Origin of the sequence: Shewanella colwelliana ATCC 39565, from assembly GCF_000518705.1 — a bacterium.
GTDB lineage: Bacteria > Pseudomonadota > Gammaproteobacteria > Enterobacterales > Shewanellaceae > Shewanella > Shewanella colwelliana.
The window spans coordinates 279,633-297,552 of record NZ_KI912479.1; the positions used below are offsets into that span (position 1 = coordinate 279,633).

Annotated in this window: 16 protein-coding genes and 2 tRNA genes; 10 read left to right on the plus strand and 8 right to left on the minus strand. The window is 45.8% G+C overall.

Annotated elements, in window-relative coordinates:
- Positions 1-46 precede the first annotated feature (46 nt).
- Entirely contained in the window at positions 47-826 is a 780-nt protein-coding gene (gene gloB, locus L876_RS0117460; RefSeq protein ID WP_028764980.1) for a hydroxyacylglutathione hydrolase, read from the minus strand.
- 148 nt (positions 827-974) lie between these two features.
- Here gloB and L876_RS0117465 point away from each other — a divergent pair, with 148 nt between their 5' ends.
- Together L876_RS0117465 and L876_RS0117470 are read left to right on the plus strand one after the other, a co-directional pair.
- Positions 975-1,694, plus strand: a complete 720-nt coding sequence (locus L876_RS0117465; RefSeq protein ID WP_156029451.1) for a class I SAM-dependent methyltransferase — start codon at positions 975-977, stop codon at positions 1,692-1,694.
- Between the two features lie 16 nt (positions 1,695-1,710).
- Complete coding sequence (locus L876_RS0117470; RefSeq protein WP_028764982.1) at positions 1,711-2,607, plus strand: LysR substrate-binding domain-containing protein; 897 nt, start codon at positions 1,711-1,713, stop codon at positions 2,605-2,607.
- On the opposite strand, the gene rnhA is transcribed toward L876_RS0117470, so the two are convergent.
- Entirely contained in the window at positions 2,601-3,077 is a 477-nt protein-coding gene (gene rnhA / locus L876_RS0117475) for a ribonuclease HI (RefSeq protein ID WP_028764983.1), read from the minus strand. The genes L876_RS0117470 and rnhA overlap by 7 nt on opposite strands.
- 67 nt (positions 3,078-3,144) lie before the next feature.
- Here rnhA and dnaQ point away from each other — a divergent pair, with 67 nt between their 5' ends.
- From dnaQ to L876_RS22035, 5 genes are all read left to right on the plus strand, one after another.
- On the plus strand, positions 3,145-3,873 hold the full coding sequence (gene dnaQ / locus L876_RS0117480; protein WP_028764984.1) for a DNA polymerase III subunit epsilon: 729 nt from the start codon (positions 3,145-3,147) through the stop codon (positions 3,871-3,873).
- 49 nt (positions 3,874-3,922) lie between these two features.
- Positions 3,923-5,206 (plus strand): TIGR03503 family protein, encoded by a 1,284-nt coding sequence (locus tag L876_RS0117485; RefSeq protein WP_248674659.1) that lies wholly within the window; start codon positions 3,923-3,925, stop codon positions 5,204-5,206.
- 127 nt (positions 5,207-5,333) lie between these two features.
- Positions 5,334-5,410, plus strand: a tRNA-Asp gene (locus L876_RS0117490).
- 50 nt (positions 5,411-5,460) lie between these two features.
- Positions 5,461-5,537, plus strand: a tRNA-Asp gene (locus tag L876_RS0117495).
- 342 nt (positions 5,538-5,879) lie between these two features.
- Entirely contained in the window at positions 5,880-7,736 is a 1,857-nt protein-coding gene (locus L876_RS22035; RefSeq protein ID WP_051413175.1) for a cation:proton antiporter, read from the plus strand.
- 260 nt (positions 7,737-7,996) lie between these two features.
- Here L876_RS22035 and fadE read toward each other — a convergent pair whose 3' ends face one another.
- Positions 7,997-10,444, minus strand: coding sequence for an acyl-CoA dehydrogenase FadE (gene fadE, locus L876_RS0117505; protein ID WP_028764986.1), 2,448 nt, complete (start codon positions 10,442-10,444; stop codon positions 7,997-7,999).
- Between the two features lie 240 nt (positions 10,445-10,684).
- Between fadE and L876_RS0117510 the strand changes: the two genes are divergently transcribed.
- Positions 10,685-11,464 carry a class II glutamine amidotransferase gene (locus tag L876_RS0117510; RefSeq protein ID WP_028764987.1) on the plus strand — a complete coding sequence of 260 codons (780 nt, stop codon included), beginning with the start codon at positions 10,685-10,687 and terminating at the stop codon, positions 11,462-11,464.
- Between the two features lie 147 nt (positions 11,465-11,611).
- Here the strand turns inward: L876_RS0117510 and L876_RS0117515 are convergent, their stop codons facing one another.
- The 4 genes from L876_RS0117515 to L876_RS0117530 all read right to left on the minus strand — a co-directional run bounded on the left by L876_RS0117515 (position 11,612) and on the right by L876_RS0117530 (position 14,342).
- Positions 11,612-12,643: an HlyD family secretion protein gene (locus L876_RS0117515; RefSeq protein WP_028764988.1), complete on the minus strand. Its 1,032-nt coding sequence runs from the start codon at positions 12,641-12,643 to the stop codon at positions 11,612-11,614.
- Positions 12,640-12,951, minus strand: a complete 312-nt coding sequence (locus L876_RS0117520; RefSeq protein ID WP_028764989.1) for a hypothetical protein — start codon at positions 12,949-12,951, stop codon at positions 12,640-12,642. The genes L876_RS0117515 and L876_RS0117520 overlap by 4 nt, the downstream gene beginning before the upstream one ends.
- A 260-nt stretch (positions 12,952-13,211) precedes the next feature.
- Entirely contained in the window at positions 13,212-13,961 is a 750-nt protein-coding gene (locus L876_RS22040; RefSeq protein ID WP_081730744.1) for a DUF3108 domain-containing protein, read from the minus strand.
- A 30-nt stretch (positions 13,962-13,991) separates the two neighbouring features.
- Positions 13,992-14,342: an MGMT family protein gene (locus L876_RS0117530; RefSeq protein WP_028764990.1), complete on the minus strand. Its 351-nt coding sequence runs from the start codon at positions 14,340-14,342 to the stop codon at positions 13,992-13,994.
- A 298-nt stretch (positions 14,343-14,640) separates the two neighbouring features.
- On the opposite strand from L876_RS0117530, the gene L876_RS0117535 reads away from it, so the two are divergent.
- Positions 14,641-15,255 carry a hypothetical protein gene (locus L876_RS0117535; RefSeq protein WP_156029448.1) on the plus strand — a complete coding sequence of 205 codons (615 nt, stop codon included), beginning with the start codon at positions 14,641-14,643 and terminating at the stop codon, positions 15,253-15,255.
- A 43-nt stretch (positions 15,256-15,298) separates the two neighbouring features.
- Here L876_RS0117535 and L876_RS0117540 read toward each other — a convergent pair whose 3' ends face one another.
- Positions 15,299-17,005 carry an MFS transporter gene (locus L876_RS0117540; protein ID WP_028764992.1) on the minus strand — a complete coding sequence of 569 codons (1,707 nt, stop codon included), beginning with the start codon at positions 17,003-17,005 and terminating at the stop codon, positions 15,299-15,301.
- Positions 17,006-17,167: 162 nt separating this feature from the next.
- Here L876_RS0117540 and def point away from each other — a divergent pair, with 162 nt between their 5' ends.
- Positions 17,168-17,659: a peptide deformylase gene (def, locus tag L876_RS0117545; RefSeq protein ID WP_028764993.1), complete on the plus strand. Its 492-nt coding sequence runs from the start codon at positions 17,168-17,170 to the stop codon at positions 17,657-17,659.
- The last annotated feature ends 261 nt before the right edge of the window (positions 17,660-17,920 follow it).

The following is a 17,920-nucleotide window of genomic DNA, read 5'->3' on the forward strand; positions in this document are numbered from 1 at the left end:
AAACAGGGGAAGGGGACTTAATTAGCGCGCTATTGTAAATGATTTATTAGAACTTGTCCTTCCATTGCCTCAGAAGCGTGAAACAGCGCTGCGTGCTATCAATGGCTTGTTGTGAATGACGAGCGACGCTAGCTTGTATCGCTTCGTTATCTGCGCGTAAAAATGGGTTGATGCTACGTTCTAGTCCAATAGAAGTCGGGAGCGTTGGTTTATCCTGTGCCCTAAGCTGTTGCGCCGCTTTAGTGTATTGGCTCAGAGCATTATTATCGAAGTCAACGGCCTGAGCGAAGGCCAAGTTAGCTAGAGTGTATTCATGGGCTGGGTAGACTAAGGTGTTTATATCAAGAGCGGCTAATTTATTGAGAGAGGCAAGCATCTGCTCTGGCGTACCTTCAAAGAGTCGACCACAGCCACCACTAAATAGGGTATCACCGCAAAAAAGATGGTCTGCGAACAAATAGGCGATATGGCCTAAGGTGTGGCCTGGGAGGTGGATAACTTTTATTGGTGTCGGTTCAAACGGCACGCTAATGGACTGAGTGCTTGGAGAGATAGGATGGGTTAAGCCCGTTATGTTTTCATTGTCGGGGCCGTATACTGTCAGACTATTGCCGTAATGTTGCTGTAGCTGAGCGATACCACCGGTATGATCGGCATGATGATGGGTAATGAATATGCCTGTCAAACTCATTTTATGCAGGTTAAGGTAGTTAATTACCGCGTTGGCGTCACCTGGGTCGACAACAAAGACGTGGTCGTTCTGCTCATGAGTGATTAGCCAAATATAGTTATCATTGAAGGCGTTGATGGGCGCAATATGATACATAGTCACCTGCATAAAAAGTTGTTTATTTAGTGCCTAGTTTACTGAGTAATACGGTTGCGTGTATAGCGCTTTAGGGCGCAAATGCTCTATGATGATCGCCTGTCAACAATAACTCGCTAGTGCATTGGAGATATCTGTGTCCCTTATTATGCCAACCAAGCCGATGGAATGGAAAGACTTGCCTAATGGTGAGTGGATCCAAGAGGCGGTCGAAGATAAGTTGGACCCATGGTGGCCTAAGGTCTTTGGCTATCATATGCTCAGTGTCGGTCCATTAAGTGCCACCCTTGAAAAGGGCTGTTTGCCTATTGGCAGACAGTTTTCGTTGGGCCCATGCAGCAACCAGAGCGTTATTGGCGACTTTAGTGAGTTACCCATACAAAATGGGGTGATTGATGCCGTGGTGTGTAGCCTTATTTTAGATTTTGAACACGATCCTTACAAAGTCCTGCGTGAAACTGACAGAGTGCTGATCGCTGGTGGTTATCTGTTTATTATTGGTTTTAACCCTTTGAGCCCAGCTTTTGTCGGCAAGTTGTTACCTCAATTTCAGCAGAAATTGCCTTGGAGTGGACGTTTTTTTCGCCCATCGCGAGTAAAAGATTGGCTGGGGTTACTGGGTTATCAAATCGTGGCTGATGAACGATTAGGGTATCATCACTTTTTAACTGAGATTCAATCAGATAGTATTTGGCAGCATGCATTACAGGCATGGTTGCCGGGAAGTGGGTCGCTTTATTTACTAGTGGCCAGAAAACTGGCAACACCACTAACCCCGATACGCGAGCGAAAACGCGTCCGTCAGCCAAAATGGTCGACGGCCCCTAGTGCGGGAAGAGCAGAACACCTCCACAATAATAATCAATAAAAGATCCGTATTATCGATGAGAATTACCCTTAAACAACTGGCTATTTTTGAAGCGGTCGCCAGAAGCGGTCAGGTTGCTAGAGCCGCCGAGATGATGAATTTGTCTGCACCAGCGACTTCCATGGCATTAGCTGAACTGGAAAAACAACTCGAGGCACGTTTGTTTGAACGTGTGGGTAACCGATTACGCCTAAATGCCCAGGGCAGCCTGCTACTGCCGTTAGCGACGGAGGCGATACACAAAGTTGAGCAGATTGAGCATCTGTTCTCCTCTCCTGAGGCTGAGCTTAGTGGCACATTAAATGTGGCGGCTAGTTCAACAATTGGCAACTATCTGTTAGCCAAAAGCGCGGTTGCTTTTTGTCAACAATATACCTCCTCGCTGGTCGATTTAAACATCAATAATACTCAAGCCGTGATCAATGCCGTGTTGGAGTTTAGCGCTGAGGTTGGCTTTATCGAAGGCCAGTGTTTGGACAGCCGGATTAAGGTAGAAGCTTGGCATAAGGATAAGTTACTGGTGTTTTGTCACCCCGCGCACCCTTTAGCAGGGCAACGGGTTGAGCCAAAAGCGTTAACCGGGATGAGTTGGGTGATGCGCGAAGCAGGATCTGGCACCCGTGATTATTTTCTTAATGCCGCGAATGCTTTAGATATGCAGCCCCAAGAAAAATTCAGTTTTTCTACCCCAGATGCCATTAAGCAGGCTGTCAAGCAGGGGGCTGGGCTGGCAGTTTTGTCTGAATTAACCTTAGAGAAAGAACTTAGCCGCAAAGAACTGGCAGTCATTGATGTAGCAGGTTTGACCTTAGAGCGGCAATTTTATCGCATTCGTCATAAGAGCCGGAACCCGACAGCGCTATGTGAGGCGTTCGATCATTTTTGCCAGCGTTTTCTTAATATTGCTCACTGAGCAGCAATGTAGCCACTATCTATTTGTTGTGGTTTAGCTTCTGCGGCTTCTCGCGCTAAGGTATCGCAACGTTCATTTTCGATGTGACCCGTATGCCCTTTAACCCAGCGCCAATCAATCTTGTGTCCTTGTGTCGCGTCATCGAGTCGCTGCCAAAGATCCACGTTTTTCACTGGCTGTTTAGCCGAGGTTAACCAGCCACGTTTTTTCCAGCCGTGGATCCATTGAGTGATGCCTTGGCGCATATACTGGCTGTCGCTGGTTAGAATAATATTGCATGGCTCTTTGAGCGCTTCTAAGGCGACAATCGGCGCTAATAGTTCCATGCGATTGTTAGTGGTCATGGCGTAGCCATCGGCCATCTCTTTGAGGTGTGATCGGTATTTCATTACGACACCGTAACCACCAGGACCTGGGTTACCTAAACATGAGCCATCAGTAAATATTAAGAGTTGTTTCAGTCCAGCCATCAAGTTGCTACCATAGCGATAAATGTGGGCAGTATACCCAAAATTACTAATCAAAAGCGTAACGGTTATGAATATTATCTCCAGTGCAAAACGTCAGGTCATTCTCGATACCGAAACCACAGGTATGAACCAAGGTGCCGGTGCTATCTTTTTTGGGCATCGTATTATCGAAATCGGCTGTGTCGAGGTGATTAATCGAAAACTAACGGGGCGACACTATCACGAATATATCAATCCTATGCAGTTGATTGATGAAGAAGCGATAACCGTTCACGGTATCACCAATGAGTTTGTCGCTGACAAACCGGTATTTGCACAAGTCGCGCAATCGTTTATTGATTTTATCGATGGCGCAGAAATCGTCGCACATAATGCTAACTTCGATGTTAGTTTCATGGATCATGAATTTTCCTTATTACAGCCTAAGGGGCCAAAAACCACAGATATCTGCGAGGTACTCGACTCGCTGGCTGTGGCAAAGTTTTTGCATCCAGGACAAAAAAATAACCTAGATGCTTTATGTAAACGATACGGCATAGACAACTCTCGGCGTGAACTTCACGGCGCACTGCTCGATGCTGAGATCTTGGCCGATGTTTATTTGATCATGACTGGTGGTCAAACCAAATTTGAATTGTCCAATGAGAAAGCCGGTCAGGAAGGTGGTGGTATTATGCGGCTCGATGCAAATCGTGCAAATCTTAAAGTGATCGCCGCATCGGCCGATGAACTAACTATGCATAGTGAAAGGTTAGATTTAGTTGAGAAATCAGGACAATGTATCTGGCGAGGATAAATGTCACCCAATGAATAAATGGCTCACGCAGGTAACCCTAGCGGTCGTAATGACAATCATGAGTGTAGGGCAGTTAAGTGCCAATGTCGTGCCTTATACTCAGGCTAGCGAGTTAAAGAATCGTTTTCGTATTGACCATATGGTGGAACAGTTAACGCTTTTCGTCCAGCGAGAGTATGGCAGTGCCCCGGTGGTTATCGTGCTCCCCGATGGGAGTAAGTGGCATTCATCTCGTCACCCTGAATCGGTGAAGTGGGTTGATGGGCTCAGCGGTGACATCATTACTATTGATAAGCCTATGCCTGGTCCGTGGCAGTTATTGGGGCGCGTTGCACAAGGTTCTACCATCCAGAAGGTGTCAGAGCTCCATATTGAGGTGGAACCAATGCCACAGCCACTCTATCAAGGTGAGCGTATTAAGGTGGTGGCCAGCTTGATGGGTGATGAGCAGCGTATGCGGATGCCCGGTCTGGATTACTTGGTCAATTGGACTGCCAAATTTGTGAGTGAACATCTGCCAGGCGATGAAAATTTTGCTGCGGGTACGCTGATTGTTGGCAGTTACAAAGACAATGGTGAAGCGCTCGATGAGTCACCTGATGATGGCGTATTTACGGGGAATATAAATCTTAATCACCCTTGGGGCCACTATCGTTTCGATGTGAGTGCTGCCAACAATGTGTTTAGTCGTGAAGTTCGTAGTGAGTTTGAGTTACTGCCTATGCCTATCTCAGTGGATATCATCGAGCCAGACGACCCATTAACAGGTCGTTGGCAGATAGAAGTTTTTGTGGATGACACGCAACTTAATCTCACGGACACTTATTTTGAGTTTGAGCTTGTCGGCCCTGCCGGCTTGCAGTTGACCATTCCTTTACGGGATTTGACCAGCACAAGAACACAATTAATGCTGCCTCAGGTGAGTGATTTTGGCAGTTATCGAATCAAAGGTGTTGCAGCGTCAACGGCGTTAGCTGGACGAGAAATTTTGTTAACCTTGCCTGAGCAGTTTTTCAATTTAGTACGTCCACCCGATCCTCCCCCGACGGCGGAGGAGTTAGCAGCCATTGCTGCTAAAAAGGCAGCTATTGCCGAGGCAAAAGCCAAAGAAGATGCCATGTTTTGGATCATTACCGTCAATGCTCTGCTCTTGGTGCTGGGAACCATTGCATTGCTAATTTGGCGTAAACGGCAAAATCTCAAGCAGGCACTAGCGGTGACGGCTGCAAGATTGGAAGAGGAGCGAGCCAAAGAGATGGGACCCACACTGGATGAGATAGATTTGACCATGCCAGAAGATATCCCAGAGACAGGAAAGGGTAAAAACGAGTAGGATAAAGTCTCGTTATTTGGGTTTCTAAATAGACAGTCTGGTTATTTTTTAACTAATTAGTTTGTTTAGGCAAAAAAGTTATTGACGAGGGTTTACCTGCTCAGTATTATCCTTCGCAACTTGATGTGGAGCGGTAGTTCAGTTGGTTAGAATACCGGCCTGTCACGCCGGGGGTCGCGGGTTCGAGTCCCGTCCGCTCCGCCACTCAAGTACCTAATTTAGATTGTTGCTTTTATAGTGATGATTAAAGTTTAGGAGCGGTAGTTCAGTTGGTTAGAATACCGGCCTGTCACGCCGGGGGGCGCGGGTTCGAGTCCCGTCCGCTCCGCCAAACAGATTAACCCTTGTCATCTGGCAAGGGTTTTTTTGTGGTCGAGATTTACTTTCTTCATGCAGTCCTTAGTCATTACTTATCCCGTCTTCTAGCATTAACTTTGTGGTATTCACTCGTTATATTTACTTCCAGCGATCATTTAGACCTATCCGTATTTTGACCAATTGCACTGCAATGGGTGCCATGAGGAATAAAGTTGCTATGCTAGGGAGTAGATTGGCAAAGTGTGCGCTTCTTTAATGAGGGACAAATGCACACATAGGAAATATATCGACAATGTGCGAACGCGCAAGCATGCTGTCATTAAAACTGTTTATTGATATTTAAGGATAAATATATATGGTTGAGCAGATCACTGCGATGCTTGGTTTAGTCGGTGTGTTGTCTATATTGTGCCAATGGTTGGGCTGGAAGCTTCGTACGCCGGCAATCTTACCGCTGTTGCTGTGTGGTTTATTGGTCGGGCCGGTATTTGGGGTGCTTAATCCCGATGCGATATTCGGTGATCTGCTTTTCCCAATTATCTCTCTTGGTGTCGCCGTCATTCTGTTTGAAGGCGCATTGACTCTTAATTTCTCCGAGATTAAAGACCATGGACGTATGGTTACTCACCTCGTGTCAATCGGCACGTTAATCACTTGGGCGATTATTGGGGTTGCGACCCATTTTATTATGGGCTTTGGCTGGGAGATGGCGATGTTATTTGGCGCCTTAGTGGTCGTGACTGGCCCTACGGTGATTGTCCCAATGCTCAGAAGTATTAAGCCTAAATCTCAACTCTCCAGTATATTGCGCTGGGAAGGGATAGTGATCGATCCCATTGGCGCCTTATTGGCTGTATTAGTGTTTGAGTACATCGCTGTTGCGGCCGAGCCAACTAGTCATATTCTTCATTCATTAGCGTATATGTTAGGGATTGGATTGGGTGTAGGTGCGCTTGCCGGGTATGGTATCGGACAGATCATTCGCAGAGGCTTGGTGCCACATTACTTAAAAAATACTGCCGTGTTGACCATTATGCTGGGGGTTTTTGTCGGCTCAAATCTCATTCAAGAGGAATCCGGTCTACTGACCGTAACTGTCATGGGGATTTGGTTGGCGAATATGCGCGGTGTCGACATTGACGATATTATTGAATTTAAAGAAACCCTTACGGTGCTGTTTATTTCCGGGTTATTCATTCTATTGGCGGCGAGATTAGACTCTCAAGCGCTGTTGCAATTGGGTTGGCAGGGGGTGGCATTACTTTTGGTGGTGATGCTTATTGCACGCCCGATAAGCGTGTGGTGCTGTGGTGTCGGTACGTCGTTAACGCGGGCTGACAAATGGTTTTTAAGTTGGGTTGCGCCGCGAGGGATTGTTGCAGCGGCAGTTTCTTCGCTATTTGCCATTAAACTGGAAAAACTTGGGATACCAGGTGCAGAGCAGATTGTTCCTTTGGTGTTTCTCATTATCATCGGCACTGTGGTTAGCCAAAGTTTGACGGCTGGCGCATGGGCGCGGTTTTTAGGCGTTAAAGCGGGGTCAGCGCAAGGATTGTTGATCTTTGGGGCTTCAAAGTTTTCCCGCGAGCTGGCGAAAGTCTTATTGAGTAAAAACATCCCGGTTATTCTCGCTGATAACAACTGGGACAACATCAGATTGTCACGTATGGATAATATTCCTGTCTATTTTGGTAACCCTGCTTCTGAGCATGCCGATAATGCTATCGATATGACAGGAGTCGGGCGTTTGTTAGTGCTATCACCTTATCGGCAGCTTAATCCGTTGGTGACGTTTCACTACCAAGACTTTTTAGGCAAAACTAAGGTCTTTGGCCTTAATAACAGTGAGGCAAACAGCGCACGTCACCAGTTGTCAGAGTCTTATCTTAAGCGGCTGTGTTTGTTTGGTGAAAATGTCTCCTATGCTCGTCTTGCCAGCACTATGGCAAAAGGGGGCGTAATAAAGAGTACCAATCTGACGGAAAGCTTTAACTTTGAACATTTTAAACAGCGGTATGGTGAAGGCGCCTTGCCACTTATCTACTTGCAAGATGGGCGAGTTAATTTAGTCACTGGAACACTTGAATCGCTTCCTAATGGCATTGAACTGATCAGTTTGCTATCGGTTGAAGCGCTAGCAGAGGCACAAGCCAGCGATGAGCTGAAAGCGCAGAAGGAACCAGATGTTGAGCAGCCAGTATTAAATGGCTAATCTCTTAAGTTATCTTTTGTGGTTGGAAAGGATTTCGTTGTTGAACAACAAGGCAGGCCGCCTGCCATCTTGCTTAAAGGTTTCGATGAATTATTGTAGTTCTGGGTTGTTGTTCAAAGGACTAAGCTGCCCCTTAACGCTTTGATTAAAATCATAAGCTTTGAAAGTATCATACATGTATAGCATGCGCGTATAGCAAACAGATGCTGGCAAATAGGCCGAAAAAAGGAGACCGTTAGGTCTCCTTTTTGTTTTACGGTTTACGCCGCTTGATGCTGAGTCTCTGGAGAGAGCATTTGAGCACGTAGCTCGACTGGATCGAAGTCATCGACATTAATCGACTTCATACGGCCGATTTCAGCGCGTTCTAGCAGGGCAATTTCATCTTCACTCAGAATACCTAGAGCTTTGCCTTCTGCGGCTAACTTATCTAACCACATGAAAGGTAAGCGTTTGCCTGCTGCTTTACAGATCTTGTCGTGCAGTGGCTCACAAGCCAAGATATCTTTAAAGGTTTGCTCCTGAATGCCCACAGCATTGAATTGCGATGGTGTCCAGAATTGGCCTTTGCCAAGGCGGTCACGGCTAGCACACGGGGTCTGCATAATTTTTGCGACCTTGTGGTCAAGCACATCACTAGGACGTTTGATTGGACGGCCGAATGGGAAGATGATAACGCGTAATAGCTTACCTAGACCCATAGGGAAGTTATCGAGTAGATCGTCTAACGAGTCTTGTAATTTGTACAAGGCATCTTCAACTGCCCATTGCAAAAGCGGAAGATCTTCAGTCTGACGACCTTCATCTTGATAACGCTTCAAGGTTGCTGAGGCAAGATAGAGCTGACTGAGCAGATCGCCAAGACGTGCAGAGATACGCTCTTTGCGCTTAAGGCCACCACCTAATGTTGCCATCGCTAAGTCTGACAACAGAGCAAGGTTGGCACTGAAGCGATTCATGTGCTGGTAGTAACGCTTAGTCTTGTCGCTGTATGGGCTGGTAGAGAATCGACTTGAGGTTAAACCAAGCCAGAAACTACGCACTAGGTTACTGGTGGTAAAACCAATATGGCCAAATAGCGCCGAATCAAAATCATTCAGTGCCTTGCTTGCATCGGGATCAAATGCTGATTCCATTTCGGCTAGCACATAGGGATGACAGCGGATTGCGCCTTGTCCATAGATGATCATTGAGCGAGTGAGAATGTTCGCGCCTTCGACGGTAATAGCAATAGGTGCCGCTTGATAGCCACGTCCTAAATAGTTGCCTTCGCCTAAACATACGCCTTTACCGCCGTGAATATCCATGGCGTCGATGACACAGCGCTGCATTCTGTCAGTGAGGTGGTATTTGACGATAGCTGAGATAACCGATGGCTTTTCGCCAAGGTCGATACCTGTGGTAGTTAATGTGGTGACGGCGTCCATTAGATAAGCGTTGCCGCCAATACGTGCCATTGGCTCTTCGATGCCTTCAAGCTTACCAATAGGCAACTTAAATTGGCGACGAATACGGGCGTAGGCGCCAGTAGCAACCGCAGCGGTTTTAACGCCACCAGCCGAGTTAGAAGGCAAGGTGATACCGCGGCCAACAGACAGACACTCAACCAACATGCGCCAGCCTTGGCCAGCCATCTCAGGTCCACCAATGATAAAGCTTAATGGCACAAATACCTCGTTTCCACGGGTTGGGCCGTTTTGGAACATACAGTTAAGCGGGAAGTGGCGACGACCTGTTTCGACACCAGGGACGTCAGTCGGAATGAGAGCACAGGTGATCCCAAGCTCCTCTTTATCGCCTAGGAGTTTGTCAGGATCTTGCAGTTTGAATGCTAGACCGAGTACGGTTGCCACAGGCGCAAGGGTGATGTAGCGCTTGTTCCAGGTTAGTTTCATTCCCAGCACTTCTTCCCCTTGCCATTGCCCTTTGCAGACAACACCAAAGTCAGGTATCGCGCCAGCATCACTACCAGCTTCAGGGCTAGTTAAGGCAAAACAAGGGACCTCTAAACCTTTTGCAAGGCGGGGTAGGTAGTGGTCTTGCTGTTCTTGAGTACCATAGTGTTGCAGTAACTCACCTGGGCCTAGTGAGTTAGGTACACCGACCGTTGAAGCCAGTTCGCTACTTAGGCCTGCTAATTTTTGTAACACGCGAGATTGTGCGTAAGCCGAGTACTCAAGGCCGCCATATTTTTTCTTAATAATCATGGCAAAGAAGCCATGGTCTTTTAGATATTGCCAAATTTCAGCAGGTAGATCGGCAAGTTGATGCGATACTTGATGCTCATTAAGCATTTTACACACTTCTTCAACTGGGCCATCTAGGAAGGCTTGCTCTTCAGCGGTTAAACGAGCAGCAGGGTAGTTATGTAATTTTTTCCAGTTTGGCTTGCCGGCAAACAGATCCGCTTCCCACCACGTGGTGCCTGCTTCGATAGCTTCTTTTTCGGTAGAAGACATCTCTGGCATGATCCCTTTATACAACTTAAGCAGCGGCCGAGTAATAAAGTTTTTTCTAAATGAGCTAATATTGAGTGGTAGTGCAATAGCTAGGAAAACAATCCAAGCGAGAGGAGAAATGGAACCAGATAAGGTGCCTGCTGCGATCACTATCGCGGCGATAATGCTTGAGGTGAGTAGGGATACTCTGAGATAGGCTAGCGCGCCTAACGTAAAGAGCATCACAAAAATCCAAAGTAAGGTAGTCACTGTTATTCTCCTTCAATTGCGACTGATAACCGACAGAGTCAGTATTTTTATATGACCATTATCACAATTATAGTTTGTGGTCAGACCTGTGTCGCATAAAATCTAACCCCATGTCGATTTTTATACAAGCTATTTTCAAACAATTGTTTAAAAAATTTATATAAAGCAGGATTCCACAATGCGCTTCAACTAGTTAGAATGAATTTACTTTGATGAGTGATGGATAAGGGTACTGTTTATATGTGTGAGTTGCTGGCCATGAGTGCTAACGTGCCAACAGATATCGTGTTTAGTTTTACAGGCTTAGCAGAGCGTGGTGGGGTAACTGGACCGCATGTGGATGGCTGGGGGATCACCTTTTATGAAGGTAAAGGGAGTCGTACGTTTAAGGATGCCTGCCCGAGCAGTCAGTCTCATGTGGCCAAATTGATCAAGTCTTACCCTATTAAAAGTGAAGTGGTGGTGAGTCATATCCGTCAAGCTAATAGAGGCTGTGTCTCGCTTGAAAATACTCATCCTTTTACACGCGAACTTTGGGGGCGTTACTGGACCTACGCCCATAATGGTCAGCTTAGTGATTATCAACAAAAATTTGCCGTATCTCGGTATCAACCAGTGGGTGACACGGATAGTGAGTTGGCATTTTGTTGGATTTTGGAACGAGTGGTACAGCAGTTTGGCGATCGGGAACCTGCAGATCTTAAACCGGTATTTTCCTTTGTGGCGCAGTTGGCTGATGAGATCCGTGCACTAGGTGTCTTTAACATGATTTTGAGTGATGGCGATCATCTGATGAGTTATTGCAGTAATAACTTGTGTTATATCACTCGCCGAGCTCCGTTTGGTAAAGCTAAGCTGATCGATACAGATGTAGTTATTGATTTCAACAAAGAAACTACTCCTAATGACATTGTCACCGTTATCGCTACTCGACCGCTAACCGATAATGAGCAGTGGCATATATTGAGCCCAGGTGAGTGGGAGCTGTTTTGTAAAGGTGAGCGATTAATCGCGGTATAGTGACCTTTACCGCTGTGCTTAAGCACTGAATGAAAGCCCCTGTTAAGGGGCTTTTTTGAGTGTCAAATTATTGCACTGACTCAATACGTTAAATTCATCGACAGCGCTTAATCGTTTTATGCTGAATCGGCTGGTGCAATGGCCGAGTTATAGAGCCTGTAAATAGGATTTTACTGCCGTTAACCGTACGGTAGCGCCACCGATTATGTCGAGAAACCCAAGCAGTGAGTGAGGCTTTTCGGCGCTTATCCACGCTGAACCAGTCGCGCCTATGGGAAGCACTGCCATGGTCTCTGCATCGATCTCTAAGATCACTGTTCTGCCTACAGGCGCTGCCCCTCGCTGAATATGCTGAGCTACTGATTGCTCTTGCGGTAGCAGACTGCCCTGCGCTTCGCCTGTAGCATTAACAACACTGTGTACGCGCGCCCTAAATATCTCTCCGGGATAAGCATGGACAAAAAACTCACTAAACTGACCTTTCTGTATATGCTTGTAAGCTTGATCTGGAATACGCATTTCGATAAATTTCTTGTTGATATCCCATAAGTGTAACGAGCCTATCCGAGAGCCGTCAGCAATATAAATATGAGTGACCATGCCATCGAAAGGGGCTGTGACAGTCAAACGAGCTAGCTCAAAGTTTAGATTATCCTGTTGGGCCTTAAGCCCTAATTTTTGGGCTTGCAATACTGCTAAATCGGCATTTAAGGTATCAACCAGATCGGCAGATTCTTCTAAGTCTTTAGGTGAAACATGTTCATTCATGCCTTGATGGCGAATGTGATTGCGCTTTGCTTGTGCTAATGCGACAAGTTTTGCATCTATGGTTCGGTCGATTTCGATTTTTGCCGATCTAACCTCTGACATCGCGGAAGTGATTTTATCGTCCTTCAGCTGATACAGAACGTCGCCTTTGGCAACGATTTGGTTATGGTCGATAAAGATCTTGTCGATCTGTTGACCAATTGCTGGTGATAATACGGCGTGTGGCGCTTTGACTGTGGTTGAATTAGTTAGATCCGCGGGTGAATAAAATCGATGCCTAAGAAAAAGTGTTAGGGCCAGCAGTATGCCGATTGACGTTGTAATAAAGTAATTACGTCCCGTTGGTTTTAATATCTTGAACTTAAATAGCAACCAGGTGATGAGAATATAGGGCAGCATGATCTCTTTCATAGTTTTGTCCCCCTAATCCAAAGCTGGACTTTGTCCCAATCGGTAACAATGGCCAAAACGGCTAATATCCACAGCGGTTTCCATATGAGCCCTAACACACATAACCAGAAAACTAACTTTGCCTGCGCTAAGCCTTTCTCTTTCGCTAGATGCTTTGGTATTGAGTGGATATGCCATAACTTGGCTGCTACCCAAACAATAATACCGAGGGTAATAAGTACCACAAACCACATAAATCCGATGGAATCTAGGAGTCGATACACAGAGGGTAAACTTTCATAGGTCAAACTGGTGCTGTGAATGTGCATTGATATAGCCTCTTAATTTGAATAGAGACGCATAACGCCTTGTGAGCCTGAGGCAATCATAACCAACGTCGTTATGATTTATTGGTATTTGAGATATGCTTCCTTTGCATTGTTGCTGTTGGCTTGTGCAGAGTATTACCGTTTGGTCGTTATGATAGGGTCGATAGGCCTCTACAGTCGTGACGCTCTAGAGCTCGATGGTGCTGTTTAATGGCATAAAAAAGCTGCTCGTTGAGCAGCCTTTATGGATAGGTTAATTCTTAAGGTTTGGGGGGCTGGGTGGCATGTGTCACGGTTGTCACCACTGGGGATTGAAACTGATAGTTAAGCAGTTTTATGTCGAGCTGCTTACTGCCTTTTTCAAAATGGGTCAGTCTCACGGGTAGGTAGCCCAATTCTGGAGACATCCAAAAGAAGGTTTGGCGCTTGGTGCTGTCTCTGACCACTTCGATTTTTACTGTGTCGTAACTGCCGCTCTCAATGGTCATCCGCTCCTTGCCAACGACCTTAAAATCGTATTCATCAATCTCACCACTTTTGAGCATTTTGTAATGCAGCGCAGTTTTACCAGCCATCATATCGAGACGAAATTGCAGTTGAGCCATGAGTGGATCATACAGATCTTCCGTATAGGGAAACTTAGCGCGCTCATCTTTGTAGCGGCTGTGGACTAACTTTTGGTCGATAACATAGGCCGATTGCTCCTGATAGTTGGATCCAGTTCCGGTTCTGTCATGGGTGTAGCGCATGGGAGTAAGTTGGTCACCTTTAATGGTAAAGCTGCTTTTTACTGTGCGCCTATCAGATAGCATTAATAAGCTCACATTGCTGTCAAAACGATACTGTACCTGATTGCCCTCTATTTCAGGGAGCTGAAAACGTGCCTTACCTAGCTCTATGCTGCCGTAATTGACTTGGTATTCGGCTATATGGGGGGTTAACGGCGTTTGCGCCGCATACAGTGGTAAGCTCAGGCTTAAAAGCGTCGACAGAATAATTAAAGGCTTCATCATTGACAAGGCGTTCTCCACTAGATCAAATTAAAATGGTAATTCAAAGACTAAAGTTGCGAGATTGGGCCGCCACTCGTAGTTCGACAATTTTATTTTGCCACAGTTCACTTCAATATCTTCGCTTCTCAGCTTTTGCATCTGCTCAATAAAGGGCTCGCTATTGGGGGCAAATGAAATCTTGCCTTGGCTATTGATAACACGGTGCCAAGGCAGTTGCAGCGTATCAGGTGCCATTTTCAAAGCTTTGGATACATACCTTGCTCGTCCGGGCAGACCAGCTAAATCGGCCACTTTTCCATAGCTACAGACTTTTCCTTGCGGAATGATGGCGACCACGTGCCAAATTTTTGCCATAGGCGAAAGTGCGGACGGTTCCATTATGGAACTCCTTTCTAAGAGCGAAGATAAAATAGTAACGGTAAATCGCAGAGCTGACCAGAATTAGTCGCCATAACAGGGTTAATATGGCCGAGAATGGTTACCTTTTTTAAGTAAAGGTTTTTGTTGTTATGGTATTGTAATATATAGAAAAAATCTTGAGATTGAACTGCGCGAATTGGATAATGGCATTTTTCATTTGAGATTGAGTATGTTGCCTCGTTTTTCTTTGGTTAATAGTCCGCTGATCGTTGGACTATTGTCTTCCTCTATGCTTTTCAGTTCTGTGGTGAATGCCATGCCAGATCGGCACATCGCCGATCCTTTAAATTTAAATACCGCTTTGGGTATGGGCCTAGACACTAATGGGCTCAATATCGGTGGTCAACTCGGTTTTGCGCAGCAACGTATAAATGCTACCTCCGCATTAGACGGTGATACCTGGCAAATAAACTATCTTTATTCACCGTTATCAAGTGGGCAAGGTTGGCATTTTAGTGCGGGGGTGGAGCATAACCATACTTATACTCAAGAGGGCAAGTTTAACCATTATCGCTATCGCTTAGGGGCGATCAACGAAACTAATTTAGCGGGTAATATCAAACTGTTTTCACAACTCTCGGCCGATTATGTGGAGATTGAGCAGCAGAGTCAGCTCAATAACGGTGGAGCTAACCTATCTTTTACCTTTTTGAAAGTATGGAATGAGCGTTGGTATAACCAACTGATTGCAAGAGGGACTATGGCGCTAGACGGTCATGATCGTTATCAGGCTGGAGCAAAAATAACACTCGGTTATCGCCTAAGCAGACAATGGTCATGGGAGTTAGCCTATCGCTACGATTTTGATAAAGTAGAGCGGGTCGAAAATGAAGAGACTAGTTGGGTATTTGGAGTGCGATCGCAATTTTAAATCGACACCGCTTATCTCATTTAGCGGTGTCGATTGGGTATTATTAGGCCGTTTGTGCAGTGTCTAATGTGGGCTGTTCCATCACGCCAAAGCGATGGAATAGCACTAACCCTAAGGCAGCAAGTACGCCAAGCCCGCCAATAATGTACCACATCAATGCTGGCTGATTAGCCTCTTTAGCTACCTCTGCGTAAAGGTATCCTGAGAGTGGACCGGCCAACAAAAATCCAATGGCTGATGAGACAAAGTAATAGCCCATAAACATTGCTTTTTTATCATGTGGGGCAAAACTGGCAACATATTCCTGACTTTTTGGCGAGGCAACCATTTCACCAATGGAGAACACCAATATCGAGGTGAGTACCATAGCGCCGCCCATTAACATGCCATGGGCAAGACCGCCTAATGCTGTGCCGAGTGCCAAAATTAAGGTGCCTGCCACCAGAACGGGGAGCGGACTGAACTTCTCTGCGATGCGACTGACGACTATCTGCATGAGTACGATAGAGAGAAAATTTAACCCAATAAGGTACTCTGGGTTTATCTGTCGATATTGGCTCGACCATTGCTCTGCATATTGCTGTGCTAGTGCGGGGGATTGTCCAATGAGTGGTAAGGCTTCATTGAGCACGTTGACTGGAACCATTACCTTGGTATGCACCAGTTCGAAATAGACTTGCTGTGCACTGATCACGCCTGCGAGGTGCTCGCCTGCTAAACGTTGCAGTTCGCTGTTAATAAGCGATAGATCGACTGGGGCAAAAAATGCCAACAGATCCGGCGAGCTTGCGAGTAACACCACGAGATCTTGGGTATCAACAAAGTCGCGAATATAGATAGGTAAAGTAATAAATATCTGTTGGTAGACCATCCAAAACCCTGACAATATCAATAAATAAGTTACAAATGGCTTATTACCTACAGTGATTTTTTGTTGATACCAAGGTGCATTGCGCTGATGGCTGGCGAGGTAGTTCCACAGTCCGTGGCCACTAAACCAAACCACATAGCTTATTAGGCAGGTTTGACCGCTAATCCACTTTGCGCCGTAAGACATCAAGATGATCAATGTGCCAAAGAAGAGGACGGCAAACCTTGCGTTACCTAATACATCCTGAATATCCTTTAACACTTGCGAGAGTGGCTTACCTTGTTGCTTATGGGGATCGGTAGGCTCTTGGTAAAAGAAAATAGCAGGAATAAAATTAAGCCCTATCCAGAACGCTGACATGATAAACACCCAGTCCCAGCTAATGGCGCGTACATAACCCGCAATAAAGGGGCCAAGAAATCCGCCAATGTTAACCATCATGTAAAAAATACCAAAACCTAGACCTCGGTTGGTATTGTCAGTGGTTCTGGCCACTGTGCCTGTCACCACAGGTTTAAAACAGGCTGCGCCAATCGCAACGCCCATAAAGGCGATAAAGAAGCCACTAAAGCTAGTGACTTGCCCAAGTAGGTAATAACTGGGACACATAATGCCGTAGGCGATTAGGAACATTTTTCGATAGCCATACCGATCGGCCAAGGCCCCGGTTAACACTGGAAACAGGTAGAGAAAGAAAGGGATCATTCCCTGTAACAGTCCTCGCTCTTGCTCGGTAAAGCCCAAACCTCCCTGATTGTGTGGTGAGGTCATGTAAAGTGATGACAAGGTAAAGAAGCCATACCACGCTAGCCGCTCGAAGATCTCCATTGTGTTGGCGACAAAAAATGTCTTGGGTAATGGGGTACGTTCTGTGGTCATCCTATTTTCCGTATATTGTATACATTCCGTGTTTTATGCTATCGGCTATTGGACGGGAACACAAGGTTGATCCATTAAGGGAGTAAAAAAGCTGTAAGGATAAAGTTGCCTTTACTTTGATTTGCGTCATAATAACGCAAATTTTTTACCACCAATAAAATCATGTCAGTACTGGATATTCTTACCATCCCCGATGAGCGCTTAACACGCAAAGCAACGCCTGTGAGTGACATCGCCGCAGTGCAATCTTTTATCGATGATCTTATCGAAACCATGTACCACACCGATGATGGTATTGGCTTAGCTGCGACTCAAGTCGGCAGTCCACATGCTATTTTGGTAATTGATCTGTCTGAAGATAGAGACGATCCTCTGGTATTGATCAATCCTGAATTTGTCGAACGTTCAGGCGAATATATTGGTGAAGAGGGCTGTTTATCCATCCCGGGGTACCGGGCAAAAGTGGCCCGTTTTGAAAAAGTGAAGGTCAGTGCCTTGAACCGTGAAGGCCAGCCTATTGAGATCGAATCGGATGAGTTTTTGTCTATTGTGTTACAGCATGAGATGGATCACCTTGATGGTAAAGTGTTTATCGAACATCTATCTAAACTAAAACAGCAAATTGCATTGAAGAAAGTGAAAAAGTATCGTTAACAATTATCGATGCTAGTTCGTATCATCTAACCACCTACAGCAGGTGGTTTTTTTATGGCATTCTCTGAGACCCAAGATGCTCGCCCTTGTGTACTGATCACTTATTGGGTCTGATATGAAAGTTAAAACAAGGCTGTGAACGGCAAAATAGCCCTGAAAAGTATTACCGTATTGCGCGCAGATAATCACTCCTTTTCAAGGACGACTTTAGCCTGAACTAGGGGCACAAACGTTACTCCATCTCTTAAACCAAGTTCAGGT